This is a genomic window from Cryobacterium sp. M15 (genome assembly GCF_002929675.1).
Taxonomy (GTDB): Bacteria; Actinomycetota; Actinomycetes; order Actinomycetales; family Microbacteriaceae; genus Cryobacterium; species Cryobacterium lyxosi.
In genome coordinates this window covers 42,514-61,794 of sequence record NZ_PJJW01000035.1, presented here as the reverse complement: position 1 = coordinate 61,794, position 19,281 = coordinate 42,514, and the positions used below count along the sequence as shown (strand labels likewise).

At 64.4% G+C, this 19,281-nt stretch carries 17 protein-coding genes; 9 read left to right on the top strand and 8 right to left on the bottom strand.

Features of this window, described 5'->3' with window-relative positions:
• Positions 1–10: 10 nt before the first annotated feature.
• Positions 11–700 carry a GntR family transcriptional regulator gene (locus tag CXY83_RS06880; RefSeq protein ID WP_338144884.1) on the bottom strand — a complete coding sequence of 230 codons (690 nt, stop codon included), beginning with the start codon at positions 698–700 and terminating at the stop codon, positions 11–13.
• A gap of 88 nt (positions 701–788) precedes the next feature.
• On the opposite strand from CXY83_RS06880, the gene CXY83_RS06875 reads away from it, so the two are divergent.
• From CXY83_RS06875 to CXY83_RS06865, 3 genes are all read left to right on the top strand, one after another.
• Entirely contained in the window at positions 789–2,714 is a 1,926-nt protein-coding gene (locus CXY83_RS06875; RefSeq protein WP_104196745.1) for an AMP-binding protein, read from the top strand.
• A 99-nt stretch (positions 2,715–2,813) separates the two neighbouring features.
• Positions 2,814–3,161, top strand: a complete 348-nt coding sequence (locus CXY83_RS06870; protein WP_104196637.1) for a DUF485 domain-containing protein — start codon at positions 2,814–2,816, stop codon at positions 3,159–3,161.
• Positions 3,158–4,774: a cation acetate symporter gene (locus CXY83_RS06865; protein WP_104196636.1), complete on the top strand. Its 1,617-nt coding sequence runs from the start codon at positions 3,158–3,160 to the stop codon at positions 4,772–4,774. Before CXY83_RS06870 ends, CXY83_RS06865 begins: the two co-directional genes overlap by 4 nt.
• 90 nt (positions 4,775–4,864) lie before the next feature.
• On the opposite strand, the gene CXY83_RS06860 is transcribed toward CXY83_RS06865, so the two are convergent.
• Positions 4,865–5,644 (bottom strand): SDR family NAD(P)-dependent oxidoreductase, encoded by a 780-nt coding sequence (locus CXY83_RS06860; protein WP_174775257.1) that lies wholly within the window; start codon positions 5,642–5,644, stop codon positions 4,865–4,867.
• A gap of 29 nt (positions 5,645–5,673) precedes the next feature.
• On the opposite strand from CXY83_RS06860, the gene CXY83_RS06855 reads away from it, so the two are divergent.
• The 6 genes from CXY83_RS06855 to CXY83_RS06830 all read left to right on the top strand — a co-directional run bounded on the left by CXY83_RS06855 (position 5,674) and on the right by CXY83_RS06830 (position 12,766).
• Positions 5,674–6,771, top strand: a complete 1,098-nt coding sequence (locus CXY83_RS06855; protein WP_233200661.1) for an acyltransferase family protein — start codon at positions 5,674–5,676, stop codon at positions 6,769–6,771.
• 110 nt (positions 6,772–6,881) lie between these two features.
• Positions 6,882–8,213 (top strand): bifunctional o-acetylhomoserine/o-acetylserine sulfhydrylase, encoded by a 1,332-nt coding sequence (locus CXY83_RS06850; RefSeq protein ID WP_104196633.1) that lies wholly within the window; start codon positions 6,882–6,884, stop codon positions 8,211–8,213.
• 73 nt (positions 8,214–8,286) lie between these two features.
• Positions 8,287–9,489 carry a homoserine O-acetyltransferase gene (locus CXY83_RS06845; RefSeq protein ID WP_104196632.1) on the top strand — a complete coding sequence of 401 codons (1,203 nt, stop codon included), beginning with the start codon at positions 8,287–8,289 and terminating at the stop codon, positions 9,487–9,489.
• A 71-nt stretch (positions 9,490–9,560) separates the two neighbouring features.
• Positions 9,561–10,730, top strand: coding sequence for a sensor histidine kinase (locus CXY83_RS06840; protein WP_104196631.1), 1,170 nt, complete (start codon positions 9,561–9,563; stop codon positions 10,728–10,730).
• Positions 10,727–12,064, top strand: coding sequence for a hypothetical protein (locus CXY83_RS06835; protein ID WP_104196630.1), 1,338 nt, complete (start codon positions 10,727–10,729; stop codon positions 12,062–12,064). The genes CXY83_RS06840 and CXY83_RS06835 overlap by 4 nt, the downstream gene beginning before the upstream one ends.
• Before the next feature lie 45 nt (positions 12,065–12,109).
• Complete coding sequence (locus tag CXY83_RS06830) at positions 12,110–12,766, top strand: response regulator transcription factor (protein WP_104127064.1); 657 nt, start codon at positions 12,110–12,112, stop codon at positions 12,764–12,766.
• Positions 12,767–12,827: 61 nt separating this feature from the next.
• Here the strand turns inward: CXY83_RS06830 and CXY83_RS06825 are convergent, their stop codons facing one another.
• From CXY83_RS06825 to CXY83_RS06800, 6 genes are all read right to left on the bottom strand, one after another.
• Entirely contained in the window at positions 12,828–14,105 is a 1,278-nt protein-coding gene (locus CXY83_RS06825) for an MFS transporter (RefSeq protein WP_104196629.1), read from the bottom strand.
• Positions 14,106–14,143: 38 nt separating this feature from the next.
• The gene (locus CXY83_RS06820; RefSeq protein WP_104196628.1) at positions 14,144–14,446 is read right to left on the bottom strand and encodes a thiamine-binding protein; all 303 of its coding nucleotides are present in this window, start codon (positions 14,444–14,446) and stop codon (positions 14,144–14,146) included.
• A 9-nt stretch (positions 14,447–14,455) separates the two neighbouring features.
• Positions 14,456–15,736: a glycosyltransferase 87 family protein gene (locus CXY83_RS06815; protein ID WP_199184913.1), complete on the bottom strand. Its 1,281-nt coding sequence runs from the start codon at positions 15,734–15,736 to the stop codon at positions 14,456–14,458.
• A 67-nt stretch (positions 15,737–15,803) separates the two neighbouring features.
• A complete protein-coding gene (locus CXY83_RS06810; RefSeq protein WP_104196627.1) occupies positions 15,804–16,649 on the bottom strand; it encodes an ADP/ATP-dependent (S)-NAD(P)H-hydrate dehydratase in 846 nt (281 codons plus the stop codon).
• An 87-nt stretch (positions 16,650–16,736) separates the two neighbouring features.
• Complete coding sequence (locus CXY83_RS06805; RefSeq protein WP_104196626.1) at positions 16,737–17,813, bottom strand: hemolysin family protein; 1,077 nt, start codon at positions 17,811–17,813, stop codon at positions 16,737–16,739.
• Positions 17,810–19,147, bottom strand: coding sequence for a hemolysin family protein (locus tag CXY83_RS06800; protein WP_104196743.1), 1,338 nt, complete (start codon positions 19,145–19,147; stop codon positions 17,810–17,812). Before CXY83_RS06800 ends, CXY83_RS06805 begins: the two co-directional genes overlap by 4 nt.
• Positions 19,148–19,281: the final 134 nt, after the last annotated feature.

Sequence of the window (19,281 nt, the reverse complement as noted above, 5' to 3'; positions counted from 1 at the left end):
CGTTGATCGACTACCGTTCCGAGTCCTCTTCGATCGCCGCGAGGACGCTCAAGAGGCTTTGGTGAAGATGAATATGGGTGGCATGGGCTGCCAGCGACGGATCGCCGGCAATAATGGCGTCAATAATCAGCAGGTGCTCGGTGGCTGCGGCACGAAGCCGCCGCGGATTACTTCGGGCCAGCCGACGGATTCGGGCCAGGTGGGTGCGTACGGCGCGCAGGGCGCCGACCAGAAAAGGATTTTCAACGGCCGCATCGACGGCGTCTTCGAGTTCGTCGATGAGCGCGTAGTAGCGGTGCACACCAATATCGCCCTGATCCAGAAGCTCAGGGGCAGTCACAAATGCATCGCGGAGTTCTTGAAAAGGTGCGGGCTCGCGCCGAGTGGCAGCCAGGCGAATGGCCTGCACCTCGAGCGCCTGGCGCAGTTCGTATAGTTCGGAGATACTGTCAACGGAGATGTCGGTCACTTCGAAGCCACGACCACGGCGTCCCACGACAAGACCGTCGGCGATCAATCGGGCCACCGCTTCGCGCAGCGGAGTGCGGGATACGCCAATGCGCTCAGCCTGTTCGACTTCGAGAAGGGCGGCACCGGGGGCGAGGAGGCCATTGAGAATCTCTCCGCGCAGCTGACGGTACGCCCGCTCGCTAGCCCGAAGCGGTGCGCCCAACCCCAACATTGCGGTTTCTGTATACACAAAAGTGATCCTATTCCACCTTGCTGGGTTATATGCAATACTTCAAGCACTCTTTGTATACAGAGAAACTTCGATGGAGAAGGTTTACATGAACGGCGAATCAGGTGCGAGCTACCGGGAAGCTTGGCGACGCAGCATTTCGTCGCCAGAGGATTTCTGGCTGGAGGCTGCCGCCGGCATCGAGTGGATCACGCAACCGACGAGTGCCCTCGCCGTTGACGGTACGGCGACCGGAAGCTGGTTTCCGGGGGGCACACTCAACACGAGCTACAACGCTCTCGATCGACACGTTCTCGCCGGGCGAGGCGCCCACACGGCATTGATCTACGACTCCGCAATGACCGGCACCCGCATACAGGTCAGCTACCTCGACCTGCTCGGTCGGGTCGCCAAATTCGCCGGAGCCCTGCGCGCCAATGGTGTCGGTACCGGCGACCGGGTCATCATCTACCTGCCGATGATCCCCGAAGCCGTCGTCGCCATGCTCGCCTGCGCTCGCATCGGAGCGGTGCACTCCGTTGTGTTCGGCGGTTTCGCCGCGACGGAACTCGCCGTGCGCATCGATGACGCCCGTCCCCGTGTCATCGTGACGGCATCCGGTGGTCTCGAACCCGGCCGCATCGTTGAATACCTGCCACTCGTCGAGAAGGCCATCTCCCTGAGCCAGGGCTCGGTGCACACGGTCATCGTTCGGGACCGAGAGAGTGTTCCCGGCTCGGCTGCGGACTACCGCGACGGTTCCACGGATACCGTGTGGCTGGACTGGGCCGACGAGGAGGCCAAAGCCGCGCCGGCTGACCCGGTCGCCCTGCGGTCCGAGGATCCGCTGTACATTCTCTATACATCCGGCACGACCGGAAAGCCCAAGGGCATCATTCGCGACAACGGCGGCCACGCTGTCGCCCTGAACTGGTCGATGCGCAATGTGTACAACGTGGGCTACGGCGACGTGTATTGGACCGCTTCCGATGTCGGCTGGGTGGTCGGCCACTCCTACATCGTCTATGCACCCCTTCTGGCCGGCGCTACCACGGTGATTTACGAGGGCAAGCCCATCGGCACCCCCGATGCCGGGGCTTTCTGGCGTGTCGTCGACGAGTACAAAGTGAAGGTGCTGTTCACCGCTCCAACGGCCATTCGAGCCATCCGTCGCGTCGACCCTGACCTGCTCGAACTGAAGAACCACGACGTGTCCAGCCTGACCAGCCTGTTCCTGGCCGGGGAACGCCTCGACCCCGAAACCTTCCACTGGGCCAACGATGGGTTGCACTGCCCGGTCGTCGACCACTGGTGGCAGACCGAGACAGGGTGGCCAATCTGCGCCAACCTGCTCGGCATCGAAGAGTTGCCGACCAAACCGGGCTCGGCCACGGTTCCGGTGCCCGGGTACGACATCGCCATCCTCGATTCCCAGGGCCGACCGATCGAGAAGATCGGCAAGGACGGCAACATCGCCATTCGACTTCCGCTGCCACCCGGCACACTTCTCGGGGTCTGGGGCAGCGAGGACCGTTTCACGAGTTCTTACCTGACCGCTTTTCCCGGCTACTACGCCACCGGTGACTCCGGACATTTCGATACCGACGGCTACCTGTTCGTGATGGGTCGCACCGACGACGTGATCAACGTTGCCGGGCACCGGCTCTCGACCGGTTCCCTCGAAGAGGTCCTCACGCTGCACCCTGCCGTCGCCGAGTGCGCCGTACTCGGCGTGCACGACCCGCTCAAGGGTCAGCGTGCCGCTGGTTTCGTCACCCTCAAAGCGGGCAGTATTGTCGATCACGACGTACTTGCCGCAGAACTCGTCGCCCTCGTTCGGGAACACGTCGGCCCGGTCGCCGCTTTTCGCGACGTCACCATCCTCGACCGGCTGCCCAAAACGCGGTCGGGCAAGATTCTTCGTAAGACCATTCGGCAAATCGTCGATGGAGAAGAATATTCCATCCCTCCCACCATCGAAGACCCCACCGTTCTCGACGATCTGAAACGGGCGCTGTCGGCATCCGTTTCCTAACCCGGTCACGAGCATTCCGCCCCCACCGGGAGCCCACACTCTTTTCCACACGCGCATTTTCCATCCCCGCATTTTCCATCTTTGAGGCAAGGAGGCCCCATGAGTGAAGCAGTGAAAAACGCCCCACCGAAGTCCACAATCGATTACGAGGCGTACGAGAAGACGCCTCAGTTCCTGCATATGAAGAAGACCCGCAACCGATTCGTCGTGCCGCTCTCGATCTTCTTCCTGGTCTGGTACATCGCCTACGTTCTCGCCGCGGCGTATTTGCACGATTTCATGGCGACGCCGGTCTTTGGCAGCATCAACATCGGTCTGCTCCTCGGCCTCGGCCAGTTCGTCACCACCTTCGTCATCACGATGAGCTATGTGACCTTCGCCAACCGCAAGATCGATCCCCTGACCGAAGAACTTCGCGGCGAACTTGAGCGGATGGAACAGCGATGAACGCTTTGCAGATCTTGGCCGAAACCGTCAAACCGGTCGAAAACAATCCGGTACTGAACATCTCGATCTTCCTCGCCTTCGTGGCGGTGACGCTGATCATCGTGATCCGTTCGGGACGCAACAACAAGACCGCCGCAGATTATTACGCGGGTGGCCGCTCCTTCACCGGGCCGCAGAATGGTTTCGCCATCGCCGGAGACTACCTCTCAGCAGCGTCGTTCCTCGGCATCGTCGGCGCGATCGCCGTCACCGGCTACGACGGTTTCATGTATTCCATCGGATTCCTCGTGGCCTGGCTTGTCGCCCTCTTGCTCGTCGCCGAACTCATGCGCAACACGGCCAAGTTCACCATGGCCGACGTGCTCTCCTTCCGGTTGAAGCAGGGCCCCGTGCGCATGGCAGCAGCAACGACCACCCTGGCGGTCTGCTTCTTCTACCTGCTCGCCCAGATGGCCGGTGCCGGCGGACTCGTCTCACTGCTTCTCGGCATCAATGACAAGCTCGGCCAGTCCATCGTGGTGACCGTCGTGGGCGGCCTGATGATCGTCTACGTGCTCGTGGGCGGCATGAAGGGCACCACCTGGGTGCAGATCGTCAAGGCATTCCTGCTCATCATCGGTGCGTTCGCCATGACCATCTGGGTACTCGCGATCAACGGCTTCAGCCTGTCGAACCTGCTTGACAGCGCGGTTGCCGTCTCCGCCGCCGGCGCAGACATCCTGGCCCCGGGCCTGAAGTACGGCGCAAACCCGCTCGACTTCATCTCCCTCGCCCTCGCCCTGGTTCTCGGAACCGCCGGCCTGCCGCACGTGCTGATGCGTTTCTACACGGTTCCTACCGCCAAGGAAGCTCGGCGCTCGGTGGTCTGGGCCATCTGGCTCATCGGCGCGTTCTACATCTTCACCCTGGTGCTCGGCTTCGGTGCCGCGTCGCTCGTCGGTGCGGAAACAATCGAAGCCGCACCGGGCGGCGTGAACTCGGCAGCCCCCCTGCTCGCTCTCGCTCTCGGCGGACCGCTGCTGCTCGGCTTCATCTCGGCCATTGCCTTTGCGACGATCCTGGCCGTCGTGGCCGGCATCACGATCACGGCAGCAACGAGCTTCGCACACGACATCTATGGCTCCGTCATCAAGAAGGGCAAGGGAAACCCTGACGACGAGGTCAAGGTCGCCCGTCGTACCGTCGTTGTCATCGGAATTCTGGCCATCGCCGGCGGTATCGGCGTGCAGGGGCAGAACATCGCCTTCCTGGTCGCCCTGGCCTTCGCCGTCGCGGCGAGCGCCAACCTGCCGACCATTCTCTACTCCCTGTTCTGGCGTCGGTTCACGACCCGTGGCGCGGTCTGGAGCATGTATGGCGGATTGTCCTCGGCCGTTCTGCTGATCATCTTCTCGCCAGTGTTCTCGGGCACGCCCACCTCCATGTTCGGCGAGGGTGTCGACTTCGCGTTCTTCCCGCTGAGCAACCCGGGCATCGTCTCGATCCCACTCGGATTCTTCCTGGGCTGGCTCGGATCGGTCACCAGCACCACGAAGGAGAGCCCGAAGCTCGCCGCCGAAATGGCCGTGCGCTCACTCACCGGTCACGGCGCCGAAAAGGCCGTCGAGCACTAACCCCCGCCCCTCACCCGCAATGACGAACGGGCTGGCCAGGATCTCACGATTCCGTCCAGCCCGTTTTTTAGCAACGCTGCGGGCTGCCTGCTACTCCCGAACTTTTAGAGGACCACGGGCGATGCGGGTCGTGGCAGCCTGGGCGACCGGCTTGATCACGATCAGGTCGAGGTTCACGTGCGCGGGCCGCTCAACACTTGCAACGATGGTCTCGGCGATGTCCTCGGCCGAGAGCGGGTCGGGCACGTTATCGTAAGCTGCGACAGCCTTGTCGGCGTCACCGTCAAAGCGAACCAGACCGAACTCATCCGTTTTGACCATGCCCGGCGCGATCTCGATCACCCGGATCGGCTCACCGGAGAGTTCGAGGCGCAGCACCTCGGTCATGGCGTGCGCGGCGAACTTGGCCGCGTTGTAGCCGCCGCCGCCGAGGTAGGCGACATGGCCCGCAATCGATGTGACGGTCACAATATCGGCTGATCCGGCCCCGGAGTCGATGCCGGCGCGCAGTAGCGGCAGGATGGCCGTGGTGACCCGCTTGACGGCGAGCACGTTGATCTCGTACATCCAGGCCCAGTCTTCGATGCTGCCGGCCTCGACCGAGTCGAGACCCTTGGCGCCGCCGGCATTGTTGACGAGCGCGTGCACCGGGCCGCTGGCGGCGAGGTAGTCACGCAAGGCGTCGACATCCGCCTGCACTGTGAGGTCGGCGGTGAAGACATCCGCCCCCGTTTCAGCTTGCAGCGTTCTGAGGCGGTCGGCACGCCGCGCGACCCCCACCACGTTCCAGCCATGCTCCCGGAACAGGCGTGCCGTTGCCGCTCCAATTCCTGAACTTGCCCCGGTCACAACCACTCGTCGAGTACTCATTTGTCCATTGTGGCGGGAGAATGGTGTCAATGAGCGCACTGGACACCACCACTTCACCGCAGAAGCGTCGCGTACCCCTCTGGGACAACGCGCGCTGGGTCGCCGTGACCCTCGTGCTGATCGGCCACGCGATTCTCAAACTCATCGGCGAATCGGATGTCGCGTACACGCTGTATCTATTTATTTACGCCTTCCACGTACCCGTTTTCGTGGCTGTGAGCGGCTACTTCACCAAGTCGGGACCACCAGACGCGCGGCAGCTGCACCGGCTGCTCACCGACATCATTTTTCCGTACGTCATCTTCGAAACAATCTGGACGGTGCTGCGCTGGATCCTCGGCGGCAAGTTCGTTCTGGACTATTCCACCGCGAGCTGGACACTGTGGTTTCTGCTCGCCCTGTTGCTCTGGCGCATAGCCCTGCCCTACCTCGTGCTTTTGCGCTACCCCCTCATCATCAGCATTATCATCTCGATCGGGGCCGGCTACCTGCCCAATATCGACGGCACGTTCACCCTGTCCCGCGCCCTCGGGCTGCTGCCATTCTTCGTCTTCGGCTGGAAAATGCGCCAGTGGCAGCTGACCGATACCTGGCTCGAACTGCGTGATGGCCTGATCTGGCGTTGGCGGGTCGGGGCGATCGGGCTGTTCGCCCTGCTGTATCTGCTGATCGGGCTCAACATCGAGACCCTGCGCACCCTGCAGGTGCGCCGATTCCTGCTCTACGACGAGGCGTACGCGATATTCGGGTATTCCGAGTTCTGGGCCGGCGGCATCCGTTTGGCCGTCATGCTGCTCGCCTGTGCGCTCATCGTGGCGTTCCTCATGCTGATTCCGCGCCGCACGACCTGGGTGACCAACCTCGGCACGGCCACGATGTACATCTACCTGCTGCACACCTTCGTGCTGTACCCGCTGCGCGAAACGGGCGTGCTCGACGGGCCGCAGCCCGCGTGGGTATTGCCGGGCATGATCGTGCTGAGCGTGGCTACCTCCTTCCTGCTGTCGACGCCCCTCGTTCGACGACTGGCTCGGCCCTTCGTCGAACCGAAAGCCCGGTGGCTGTTTGGCACGACCATAGCGACGCCGCCCGGAACGATCCCGTTGCCACACCGCGAGCGCACCTAACCGCCGCGACAACGTGACGTTGTGTTTCGCCCACTCTTGCACGGCCATTCGCGGCTTCATATGCTCGGGGCGAAGCCGGACATTCCGCGCTGAGTAATCCGGAGGCTACTGTGACCGACAATTCTTCATCGTGGAAGTTTGAGACCAAGCAGGTCCACTCCGGTGCCCGGCCCGACCCGGTCACGAACGCGCGCGCTACCCCGATCTATCAGACCACCTCGTATGTCTTCAACAGCGCCGAGCACGCGCAGAACCTGTTCGCGCTGGCCGAGTTCGGCAACATCTACACCCGCATCCAAAACCCCACCCAAGCCGTCGTCGAAGAGCGCGTGGCCGCGCTCGAGGGCGGAACCGCCGCGCTGCTGCTGTCCAGCGGCCAATCGGCATCCACCTTCGCGGTATTGAACATTGCCCAGGCCGGTGATCACATCGTGTCGTCGAGTTCGATCTACGGCGGAACCTACAACCTGTTCAAGTACACCCTGGCCAAGCTGGGCATCGAAACCACATTCGTCGAAGACCAGGATGACGCGAATGAGTGGGAGCGTGCAGTGCGCCCCAACACGAAGCTGTTCTTCGCCGAGACGATCGGCAACCCGCGCATCAACGTGCTCGATATCTCGCTCGTCGCCGATATCGCGCATGCGGCCGGCATTCCGCTGATCGTCGACAACACGATTGCCACGCCCTATCTGATTCGTCCGTTTGAGTACGGCGCCGACATCATCGTGCACTCGGCAACGAAGTTTCTTGGCGGCCACGGCGCCATTATCGGAGGCGTACTCGTTGACGGCGGCACGTTCGAGTGGTCGAAAAACGTCGAAAAGTTTCCGGGACTGACCGAACCCGACCCGTCCTACCACGGCGCGAGCTACACCACCGCGGTCGGCGACGGCATTGCTTACATCATCAAGGCCCGCGTACAGCTGCTACGCGACCTCGGAAGCGCAATAGCCCCGGCCAGCGCCTGGCAGCTCATTCAGGGCATCGAAACACTCAGCCTGCGCATTGAACGCCATGTGCAAAACGCCCAGGACATCGCCGAATGGCTCGACCACCACGATGACATTGCCTCGGTGAACTACGCCGGACTGCCGTCGAGCCCCTGGTATGCCAACGCCAACAAGTACGCGCCACTCGGCGTCGGAGCTGTGCTCTCGTTCGAGTTGAAGGGCGGAGTCTCGGCCGGCCGCGCCCTCGTCGACAACCTGACTCTGTTCAGCCACCTCGCCAACATCGGGGATGTACGTTCCCTGGTCATTCACCCGGCGTCGACCACGCACTCCCAGCTGACCCCTGAGCAGCAGCTCACGGCCGGAGTCACGCCCGGCCTGGTACGGCTCTCCGTGGGCATTGAGAACGTCGCCGATCTGAAAGCCGACCTCGAGGCCGGCCTGGCTGCAGCCCGCGACGTCGTCAAGCGCGACCGCAGCAACGCCTGACGATCGCTCTTCGCCCGGGCGTACGACGTAACATGCGCCCGGGCTGCTCATCCGACCGCCAGAATAGACGTGTATGGAATGGCAATCGTCAGCAGACACGGTCCCGTCGAGCTTCATCACCGAAGCCCAGGCGCGCTCGGTCCTTGGCAAGCCTCCGGCGACCGGCGCCTGGCGCGACGGCGACCCGGTCGGCCACCGACAGTTCCTCAACCTCGGGCCACTCACCTTCGAGGCCGGCGGCAGCCTGCCGATGGCCCGACTCGCCTATGAAACCTGGGGCACGTTGAGCCCGACCGGCAACAACGCCGTGCTCGTGCTCCATGCCCTCACCGGTGATAGCCACGTAGCTGGCTCGCCCGGCCCCGGGCAAGAGACCGGCGGATGGTGGGACGGCATCGTCGGCCCCGGCCTCGCCATCGACACCGATTCATGGTTCGTCGTGGCGCCGAATATGCTCGGCGGCTGCCAGGGCAGCACCGGACCGGCGTCGCTTGCGCCCGACGGTCTGGAGTGGGGTATCCGTTTTCCCTATCTGACCATTCGCGATCAGGTCAGTGCGCAGCGAGTGTTCAGTGACCTGCTCGGCATCGACCGCTGGGCGGCCGTCATCGGCGGTTCGATGGGTGGCATGCACGCCCTCGAATGGGCGATCGAGACCCCCGACCGGGTTGAACGCCTGATCATCTTGGCCGCGCCACCGATCACGACCGCCGACCAGATCGCGCTCAATTCGGTGCAGATCGAGGCCATCCGTACCGACCCGGCGTTTCGTGCCGGCGACTATTACGACGAAGCAGACGGCGACGGGCCGACGCGCGGTTTGGCCCTGGCTCGCAGAATGGCCCTGCTCAACTACCGAAGCCCGGCCGAGCTGAACGCCCGTTTCGACCGTGGCTGGCAGAGCGGCATCAGTCCGCTCGGCGCCAACGGCCGTTTCGCCGTGGAGTCATACCTCGACTTTCATGGCAACAAATTCACTCGACGTTTCGACGCCAACAGCTACATCGTGTTGGTTGAAGCCATGAACTCCCACGATGTCGGTCGCGGACGCGGCGGCGTCGCGGCCGCCCTCGGTCGGATCAAAGCCCACTCGGTCGTCGTCGGAATCGATAGCGACCGTCTCTTTCCCGTCGATGGCCAGCGCACGATCGCCGCGCACCTGACAAACAATATCGATGGACCCACCGCGATGGTCCTGAAATCAAGCTACGGCCACGATGGCTTCCTCATCGAGAACGAGGCAATCGGAGCCCAGATCAAGCGGGTGTTGCCCTAAGTCGTACCCGCATGTGCGTCGCCCGCTATGGTGCTGATAGAACACCTTCATCTGCAACCGGACAGGCACCTATGCAACGCATCATCAAGGAGCGCGACCGTCTCCTGCGAAGAGGGGTGCAGGCAGGCGGGCTCGTTGGCTCGGCAACAACGCTGGCGTGCGTGCTGGTGCCGGGCGGTCTGGAGGCCGACGCGCGCCTCGGGTCTGCCGTGCTGGTGCTCCTGATGGCCACTGGCCAATACCTGCTCGGAAGCACCGGCGCGCTACGCTGGGCCGTTCTGATCCTGCTCAGCGGAGAAGCGATCATTCTCCTCGTGGGTTTCACCAGCCATCCCGGCGTTCCGCCGAACTTGATCGAGGAGAGTGTCATCGGCATAGTTTCCACCGCGCCGATGTGCGCGGTCGCCGCCGTGCTCCTGACCAGCCCCCGCCGGCTGATGCTGCTCGCGGCATCTTTCACGGTCACGGTCACCAGCGTCGCTGTTGTGACGATCGATGCTCCCGACCGAACGGTGTTGCTGGCCCTGACCGTGGCCATGTGGCTGTCGTTCACCCTCGCCTCCTGGTGGATCGCGCAGAGCGTGCCCCGGGTGATGCATCGCATCGCCGCGATCGGCCGCGCCCATCGGGCCGAGCGGCATGCGAGCGAGCTGGAGGCTCAGCGCCGCCAGGATGCCCGCCTGTTGCACGACACGGTGCTCGCCACGCTGACCCTACTCGCCCACTCCGGTGTCGGCGTGAGCCCGAACGCACTGCAAAAACAAGCCGGTGATGACGCTCGGCTGCTGCGCCAGCTACGCCTCGGCGGGCTACCGACGCCGCGTCGTTCCGGGGTCTACAGCCTGGAATCGGCGACGGTGCTCACTCTCGGCGACACCCTGGACGCCGTGCGCCAACGCTTTGAACGCCTCGGCCTCACCGTCAACTGGCACGGCAGCGGCCAGATACAGCTGCACAGTGACGTTTTGGATTCCTTTCTCCTGGCTCTCTCGGAATGCCTCGAAAACGTGCGCCGTCACTCCGGTGTCGACCACGCAGACGTGACGATAACGGATGACGACAGCACCGTTCGCGTGATGGTCACCGATACCGGGGTCGGTTTCGACCTCGGCCGAGTGGGTTCTGAGCGCCTCGGCGTCGCCGAATCGGTCATCGCCCGGCTGCGGGATATCGGAGGCAATGCCCGCCTGTTCTCGTCGCCCGGGGCCGGAACCACGGTCGTACTGGAGGTTCCGAAGTGAATCACTTTAACGACACCGCACCCATTGCAACCCACCCGCGGGCACGTGGTGTCGGTTTGCGTCTGCTCGGCGGGTCCTCTGAACGCAGCTGGCCACCGGCCTCCGCGGGCCGGCGCACCCGAGCTGACCTGTTGCCCTTGCGTTTTCCACGCACGATTCTGCGCGGTGACGGCCGCATCAGCGTCTTTCGGTCGGACCGGAACGGTTTGGGTGCCCGTCATCTGGGTATCGGTATGAGCGTCAGCGGGGCGTTCATCGGTGTATTCCTGCTCGCACGGTTGATCATCGACTGGGACCCAGCGCGGGTCCCCGTGCTGAGTATTCTGGCCTGGGTCATTCTGCTGGCCACCGCGGTGGCCGTGAATATCGTGGCGTGCAAACTGGGGTGCCGGCTGCCGCTCTGGCTGTTCCTAGTATCCCTGGGAGTCTGTGTGATCGTGGTGACGCTCGATCTGGCCGGATCCTGGGGGGTGAGTGGCGCGGGAGACTTCCCTACAGCGGCGCCCGCCGTCGGTGCTTTCCTCCTGTCGATCGTGACGCTGCGAGAGACCGGCGATATCACCATGGCCGCGGTGGCCCTCGGTCTGGTCATAAGCGCGGCGACGCTGTTCAAAACGCGCACGGACCTGCTCACCCTCGGCCCCGACATTCTCTCCATCGCCCTCGCCGTCGCGCCACCGCTGGTCGGTGCGAGCATCGTGCAGGCCTTTCGGCGCATGGTGCAGCGCGAACTCGATCTCGTGCTGGTGCAGAGCACGGTCTCCCAGCCGCGATTCGCGGTCGGGATGCTCGCCTCCGAGCAGTTGGCGCGGCTCGATCTCGATGCCGAGACCCTGCTCGACGATGTAGCCCAAGGCCGCACCGCACTGCCACTCGCGCCGTCGGCGGCGGCAACGGCCGCTTCCCTGGCCACCCAGCTTCGATTACACCTGATCGAGGGGCGCACCGAAACGTGGCTGCACCATGCCATCACCGAGAGTGAATTTCTCGGCCCGGTTGTCGCACTCAGCGATCCGGCCGGCCTGGCCGGGCTGCTCTCCCCGCCGCAACGCGATGGGCTGCTGTTGACAATTTGGCTCCTCATGGGGGACACAGCGCGGTCCGGGGCATCCATCTCGCTGCGTCTCGGACCAATTGCCCCCACATATGGGGCGCTCCTGCACCGAAAGGTTCGTTTTTCGATCGAATTGACCACAACGGGGGTATCCAGGCGGCGTGTCGATCCCGAAACCTGGCAGGCAATTCGTGCGGTTGGCCCGCATGTGGACTCAAATCGGGCCGGAAGCCTGTGGGTAGACATCGAGTGCAGCGTGGACAATCCCGCGGATGCCTAATGTTGGGTATTTTGACGATAGTGTGCAGGAAGTAGGAGGCAGAAAATGACGACGACAGACCGTCCCATCCGATTGGCCCTGGTGGATGACCACAGGATGCTGCTCGGCGCACTCACCGAGTGGATCCGAAGCGCAGCTGACGACATCGAGATGGTGGCGGCGGTGACCACCTGGCCCGAGCTGCTGACTCACCCCGAGTTTCCGGTGGATGTCGTCCTGCTCGACCTCGACCTCAAGGACAACATTCCGGTTTCCCTGAAGATTTCCACGCTTAGGACGACCGGGGTGAAAACGGTGCTCATGAGCACCTATTCCGAGCCAGCCCTCGTGCGCGAAGCCCTCGCCGCTGGCGCTCTGGGCTACCTCGTCAAGAGCGAGGAAGCGAGCATGATCGTCGACGCCATTCGCGCGGCCTACAACGGCAAGTCGTACATCTCGGCCGAGCTCGACTACGCGCTCAACTCAACCGACAACGTCGAAGGGCCCCGCCTCAGCGCGCAGGAACGCCGCGTCATGGCGCTCTACGGGGCCGGCGAGCCGGTGAAGGCCGTCGCCTACCAGCTCGGTATCTCCGAGGAGACCGCCAAGAGCTACCTCAAGCGCATTCGCGAGAAGTACCGCCTGGCCGGTTACGACGTGGGCACGAAGGTCGCGCTGCGCAAGCGCGCCATCCACGACGGCATCCTGCTGCAGACAGACTAAACGCGCAGCATCCGCTTCACCACTGACCGGCCAACATTTCGATACTGGCCGGTCAAATGCGTTAACGCTGCCGGACGACGGGGATCAGCTGGGTTCCGTACGGCACGTGGTGGCCACGATGACGACGGCTGCGGTCGATGCTGAAGGTGACCACGGTCAGCAGCACGCCGAGCGCGCTGAGCCCAACACCGATCCACACCGGGGCGAGATAACCGAGCCCCGCAGCAATGGCCACACCGCCGAGGGCCGCACCGAGGGCGTTGCCGACGTTGAGCGAGGAGTGATTGAGCGCCGCTGCGAGCGACTGGCTTTCGTGCGCCACATCCATCAGCCGGGCCTGAATGGTCGGCGACAAAGCGGATGCCGCAGCGCCGACCAGGAACATCCCCACCAGCAGCCCGGCCAGGAACTGCGCCGACAGGCCCAGGGTGATGAGCGCAAGGATGAGCACGCCGAACGCGATGTACATTGTGCGGCGCACGCTCCAGTCGGCCAGGGCTCCCCCGGCGAAGTTGCCCGCTGTCATGCCGAGACCGACGACCACCAGGATGAGTGGCACTGCTGCTGCGGCCAACCCGGTGATCTCGATAACGAGGGGGGCCACATAGGTGTACACGGCGAATAAGCCGCCGAAGCCGATCGCGCCGATTGACAGGGTGATCCAGACCTGCAATTTGCCAAACGCCCGCAGCTCGGCGCGCATGGTGGCTTTGGGGTTGCCGGCCTGGAACGGCACGAAAACGGCGACGGCCACGAAGGTCAGCGCGAAAATAGCGGCGACGACAAGGTACGCGACGCGCCATCCGCTCATCTGACCGATCCAGGTGATCGTGGGCACCCCGATGACGTTGGAGATGGTCAGGCCGCCGAGCACGATCGCGATGCCGCGGGCCCGCTTACCCGGACCCATCAGGTGGGCGGCAACGAGCGAGGCGATACCGAAGTACGCGCCGTGCGGCAGCCCGGCCACGAAACGAGCGGCCAGCACCGTCTCAAAGGTGGGCAGCAGGGCCGACGCGATGGTGCCGAGGGTGAACGCGGTCAGCAGGCCAAGCAACAATTGTTTGCGCGGCCAGCGGGCTGCAGCCGCGGCGATCGTCGGAGCGCCGACGACGACACCGAGGGCGTAGGCCGAGATGAGCCAGCCCGCTTGCGCGTTGGCGGCATCCGGTGCGCTGGCATAGAGTCCCGGCAGCAGGTCGGAGGCGAGGTTTGGCAGCAGACCCATGGCCACGAATTCGGTCGCACCGATACCGAATCCACCCAGGGCGAGCGCTAACAGGGCAAAACGAACTCGGGTCGACGACAGCTGCGTCGACCCGTCAGGAGTGAGGGGCATGCAACAAGCCTAAGCCCCGGCTCGCCCGCACGCCAGATTCAGTCGACCAGGGCGGTCTCGAGACGCTCGAGCTTGCCGGTGAGCTCACCGGTGTGCCCTGGGCGGATATCGGCCTTCAATACCAGGGACACGCGCGGCCCGAACGCGCCCACCGCCTCGGTCGCGGCCTTGATGACGGCAAAGACCTCGTCCCAGTCGCCCTCGATCGTGGTGAACATCGAATCGGTGTGATTGGGCAGGCCGGAATCTCGCACGATGCGCACGGCAGCAGCGACCGCGTCGTGCACCGATCCCTGCGAGTCGGCGGCGACGGACGGTGCAACGGAAAATGCGACGAGCATAGTGGCTCCCTAGAGGTGGTGGTTGGTGAAATGTTGGTTTCGATCAGCGGATACGGGCTCGCCCCGCGCTGGTGTGAGTCGATACAGCGCCCACAGGGCCCAGCCGAGCAGCACGAACTCGAGCAGGTTGCGCACGGTCAGCACGAGCACCATGACCGGATTGGCCCTGAGTACCCCGTCATACAGATAGGGGTAGATGAGCTGGGTGAGCGCGGCGAGCGTCAGACCGAGCAGCGCCGGGATTCGCCAGGTTCGCCCGTTCACCGCGATTCCCAGAATGATCGGTGCGGCCAGCCAACTGATGAACTGCGGCGAACCGACCTTGTTGACCGCGATCAGGGTCGCCGTCAACGCGAGCGTCAGCGGCGGTAGTACCGCGAAAGTGCCAGCTCCCCGGCGCTGGGCGCGTATGCCGAGCAGCAACACTGCGAGGGCGGCTAGGGCCAACAGCGGGGTCATCAGAGCGCTCACTGCGGTGGTGCCAGCGCCGGCGACCTGAAACGTGAGAATCTCGTGGTCGTAATAGATGAAACTACCCGGCACGCCCAGTGCAGTCTGCCAGAGCCAGGGCACTGCGACGGGCGATTCAATCTGGATCCCCCGGCCCGCCTGTTCAGCCACGAAGCTCAGCACGTGAATGCCGCTGCCGCGGCTCAGGCTGAGCGCCCCAGCCACGGCGACGACCGCAGCGGTCACGACTGCGGCAACGCCGACCATGCGCCACCGTCGTTTCGACGCCACGAACAGGGCGGCGAGCGCGGCGACCGGCCAGATCTTGATCCAGGTCGCGATCGTGAGCAGTGCCGTGCCCCAGAATGGGCGCCGGCGCAGCCATAGCAGGGCGACGATGCACAGCGGCACCGTGATCGCGTCAATTCGGGCGAGCGCGATGGGGCCGAGCAGCACCAGAAAAGCCAGCCACCACCAGGCCACCGCGCGGTGCGAGCGAACGAGTACGACAAAGGCCCCCGCGTTCAACGCGGTCACGACCGCGAACCAAGTGGCAAGGTAGACCGTGCCGCCGAAGGCGAAAGCGCTGACAATCGGCACGAGGGCGAGAACCGGGTAGACGAAATTCTCCGTGATCCCGACGATGCGGCCAGCAAACGCATTCTCGGCCCAGCCGCGGTAGACCACCTCGACGTCGCCGAGCGAATACCCCGGCCCGAACATGGCCAGGACGATCAACAGTATGTGCACGCTCACGAAGGCCGCCCACAGCACGGCGAGCGGGTGTGGCAGCACCGGCCGCGTCCGGGCAGCGCTGCGGGTCTCGTCGTGAATTCGCACGCTTTACCTTTGCACAACCGACCGCGTCGTGTCCTGTTCTACCGGGCCACGCGCTGACCGCGTCGATTCAGGGGTCGAGTAGGGCGGCGACAGCCCGCGGTACGGCATCCGCTATGTCGAGGGCCGCGATCGGGCCGCCGGCTGAGGCGAGGATCGCAGCTTCGGCGTGCAGCAGGGCTGCGGTGGCGGCAAGCGGGGCGAGGGAGGCGGAATCCGTTTCGAGCTGGTCGGAATGGGTCGCCAGGAGCGCGCCGAGAATGCCGCCGAGCACGTCGCCAGACCCGGCCGTCGCCAGCCAGGCCGGCCCGATCGACACGGTCAGGCGGGCGCCAGACGGTGAGGCGATGTGGGTGACGGCGCCCTTGAGCAGCACCGTCACGTCGAACAGGTGGGCGGCCCGAATTGCCCATTCCCCCGGGTTTTCGGCAATCTGCGAGGCCGAGCCAGGCTTGGTCTCATTCGCAAGCATCGTGGCCAGTTCGCCCGCGTGCGGGGTGATCACCGTCGGTCCGATCGCCCGCGAGACCAGGTCCAGGGCGCCAGCGTCGACGACGGTGGGCAGGCCCTCGGCGAAGGCTGCCGCCAGGGCGGCCGTGACGGTATCCGTTCGTGTAGACGCATTCATGCCGGAGCCGAGCAGCCAGGCTTGCACCCGACCGGACACGGTGACTATTTCGGGCCGACGCTGGAGTACGAGGTCTGCGGCGCGGCGCGGACCGAGGTAACGCACCATACCGAGGCCGGTGCGCACGGCCGCGTCGACGCCGAGCACCGCTGCCCCCGGGTACTCCTTGGAACCGGTGCGCACGCCGAGCACGCCGCGCGAGTATTTGTCGTCACCGGCCTGAGGCCGCGAGATCCAGTCGCGGGCCTGTTCGGCCTCCCATTCGAGCCAGCCGCGCCGTTTCACCATGCCTCCACGATAGGTCGTTTTCGATCCGCGCGCGGATCCGCCTCCGACTTGTGCACGTGCGCCCGTGCGCCTGGCCGTGATGGTGGTTCAGTCGCGGCGAGTGGCGTCTTGCACTTCGCCGACGAGCTCCTCGATGATGTCCTCCAGAAAGAGAACCCCGGTGGTCTCGCCCTCGGCGGTGAACGACCGCGCAAGGTGCGCGCCCGAGCGACGCATGGTGGCGAGGGCGTCTTCGAGGTCGGTGTCTTCGAAGATTGAAATCAAGGTACGGATGCGCTTGGCGGGGATCGCTCCCGCGTAGCTGTCGGGCTCAGCCAGCGTTGCGGCACCGGACGACGCCGACGGCACATCGAGGTCGAGCACGTCTTTCAGGTGCACGTAGCCGGTGAGGTAGTTTTCAGCATCGATGAGCACGTAGCGGGAGAAGCCGTGGCGGGTCACGGCTTTCTCGACGTCGGCCGGCGTGGCCGACTCCGGCAGGCTGACCAGCTTGCCGAGGCCGACGGCCACGTCGCGCACTTTGAGGTTGGTGAACTCGAACGCCGCGCTGAGCGCGCCGGTTCCGTCGCTGAGCACACCCTCGCGGGTGGACTGGGTAACGATCGTCGCCACTTCGTCCAGGGTGTACGCGCTCGTTGCCTCGTTCTTGGGTTGCACCCCGAACAGGCGTAATACTCCGTTGGCGCAGGCGTTGAGGGTGACGATCAGCGGCTTGAAAACGCGGGCGACGAACACCAGCGGCGGCGCGAGCAGCAGCACAGCACGGTCCGGCACCGAAAATGACAGGTTCTTGGGAACCATCTCACCGAACACGACGTGCAGGTAAGAGACCACGAGCAGCGCCACAATGAATGCGATCGTGCCGATGTAGGCGTCCGGCAAGCCGGTCAGACCCAGCGGCACCTCGAGCAGATGGTGGATCGCCGGCTCTGAGACGTTCAGAATGAGCAGCGAGCACACTGTGATCCCCAGCTGGGACGTCGCGAGCATGAGCGTCGCGTGCTCCATCGCCCACAGCGCAGTTTTAGCACTGCGCTTTCCGGCCTCGGCGAGCGGTTCGATCTGCGAGCGACGGGCCGAGATGACGGCGAATTCCGCTCCGACGAAGAACGCGTTGGCGGCGAGCAGCACGACCAACCAGGCAAGTCCGGCCCAGTCGCTCATTTGTCGCCCACATTCTTTCGATCGGACTTGGTTTCAACAACCGATATGGGTTCGGGTACGGCTTCTGGAGTGAAGCGCAGCCGGTCGATCCGGCGCCCCTCCAGCCGCTCAACGGTGAGGAAGCCGCCGCGCAACGGTACCCGATCACCGATCACTGGCAGGCGGCCCAGCTCACTCATGACAAAACCGGCCACGGTCTCATAGGGGCCTTGCTCCGGCACGACGACGCTCGTGCGTTCCAGCAGTTCATCGGGCCGCAGCATGCCGGGAAAGGTCAGTGAGTCGGGCGAGCGCACGACGCCCGCGCGGGCCCGGTCGTGCTCGTCGGCCACCTCGCCGACCAATTCCTCGACCAGGTCTTCGAGGGTCACGACGCCGCCGGTTCCGCCGTACTCGTCGACGACAATGGCCATCTGGTAGCCGCGGGCGCGCAGCTCGCCGAGCAGGTCGTCGAGCTTCATGGTTTCGGGTACTCGCACCGGGTCGGTCTGCAGGGCCGACACCGGAACATCCGCTCGGCGCGTGCGCGGCACAGCCACCGCCTGTTTGACGTGCACGATGCCAACGACGTCGTCGACGCTCTCGTCGACGACGGGAAAACGCGAATAACCGGTGGAACGAGTGAGGTCGATGACCGCCTGCGCCGAATCGGTGCGGTGGATGCTCGCCACGCGGGGACGCGGTGTCATAACGTCGGATGCCGTATGCCCGGAGAACAGCAGCGTGCGGTGCAGCAACGTGGCGGTATCTTTTTCAAGCAGTCCGGCGCTGGCCGAACGGCGCACGAGTGAGGAGAGTTCCTCGGCTGTGCGGGCACCGGAAAGCTCTTCCTTCGGTTCGATGCCCACAGAGCGCAGCAGACCGTTGGCGCTGTTATTGAGCACCAGCACCGCCGGTTTGAAAACGGTCGTGAACACGGTCTGGAACGGAAGCACCAGGCGTGCGGTCTGAATGGGCAGGGCCAGTGCGAAGTTCTTCGGAACCAGCTCACCGATGACCATCGACACGAGGGTCGCCGTCAAAATGGCGATCGTGGCGCCGAACACCGGCACCAGGTCGACGGGCAGGCCGATCGAGGTGAGCGGGCCGCGCAGCAGTGACGATAGGGCCGGTTCAATCGTGTAGCCGGTGAGCAGGGTGGTCAAGGTGATACCCAGCTGTGCGCTCGACAGGTGCGTCGAGGTGATTTTCAGAGCGGAGATGGTCAGGGCGAGGCGGGTCTCCCCGCGATCGCGGCGCGCTTCGAGGTCGGCGCGGTCGAGATTCACCAGGGCGAACTCACTGGCAACGAAAAGGCCCGTTCCGACGGTGAGGATGAGACCGACCCCGAGCATGACCAGCTCAGACAAGGAGTTCACCACCAGCGACTACGGGCGAGGGTTTGTGGGACGAGGGTTCAGCAGTGGGAGGGTCATCCATTATTCCTACGAGTATACCGGAGCACCTGCCCGCGCGCCCGGCAGTCAGC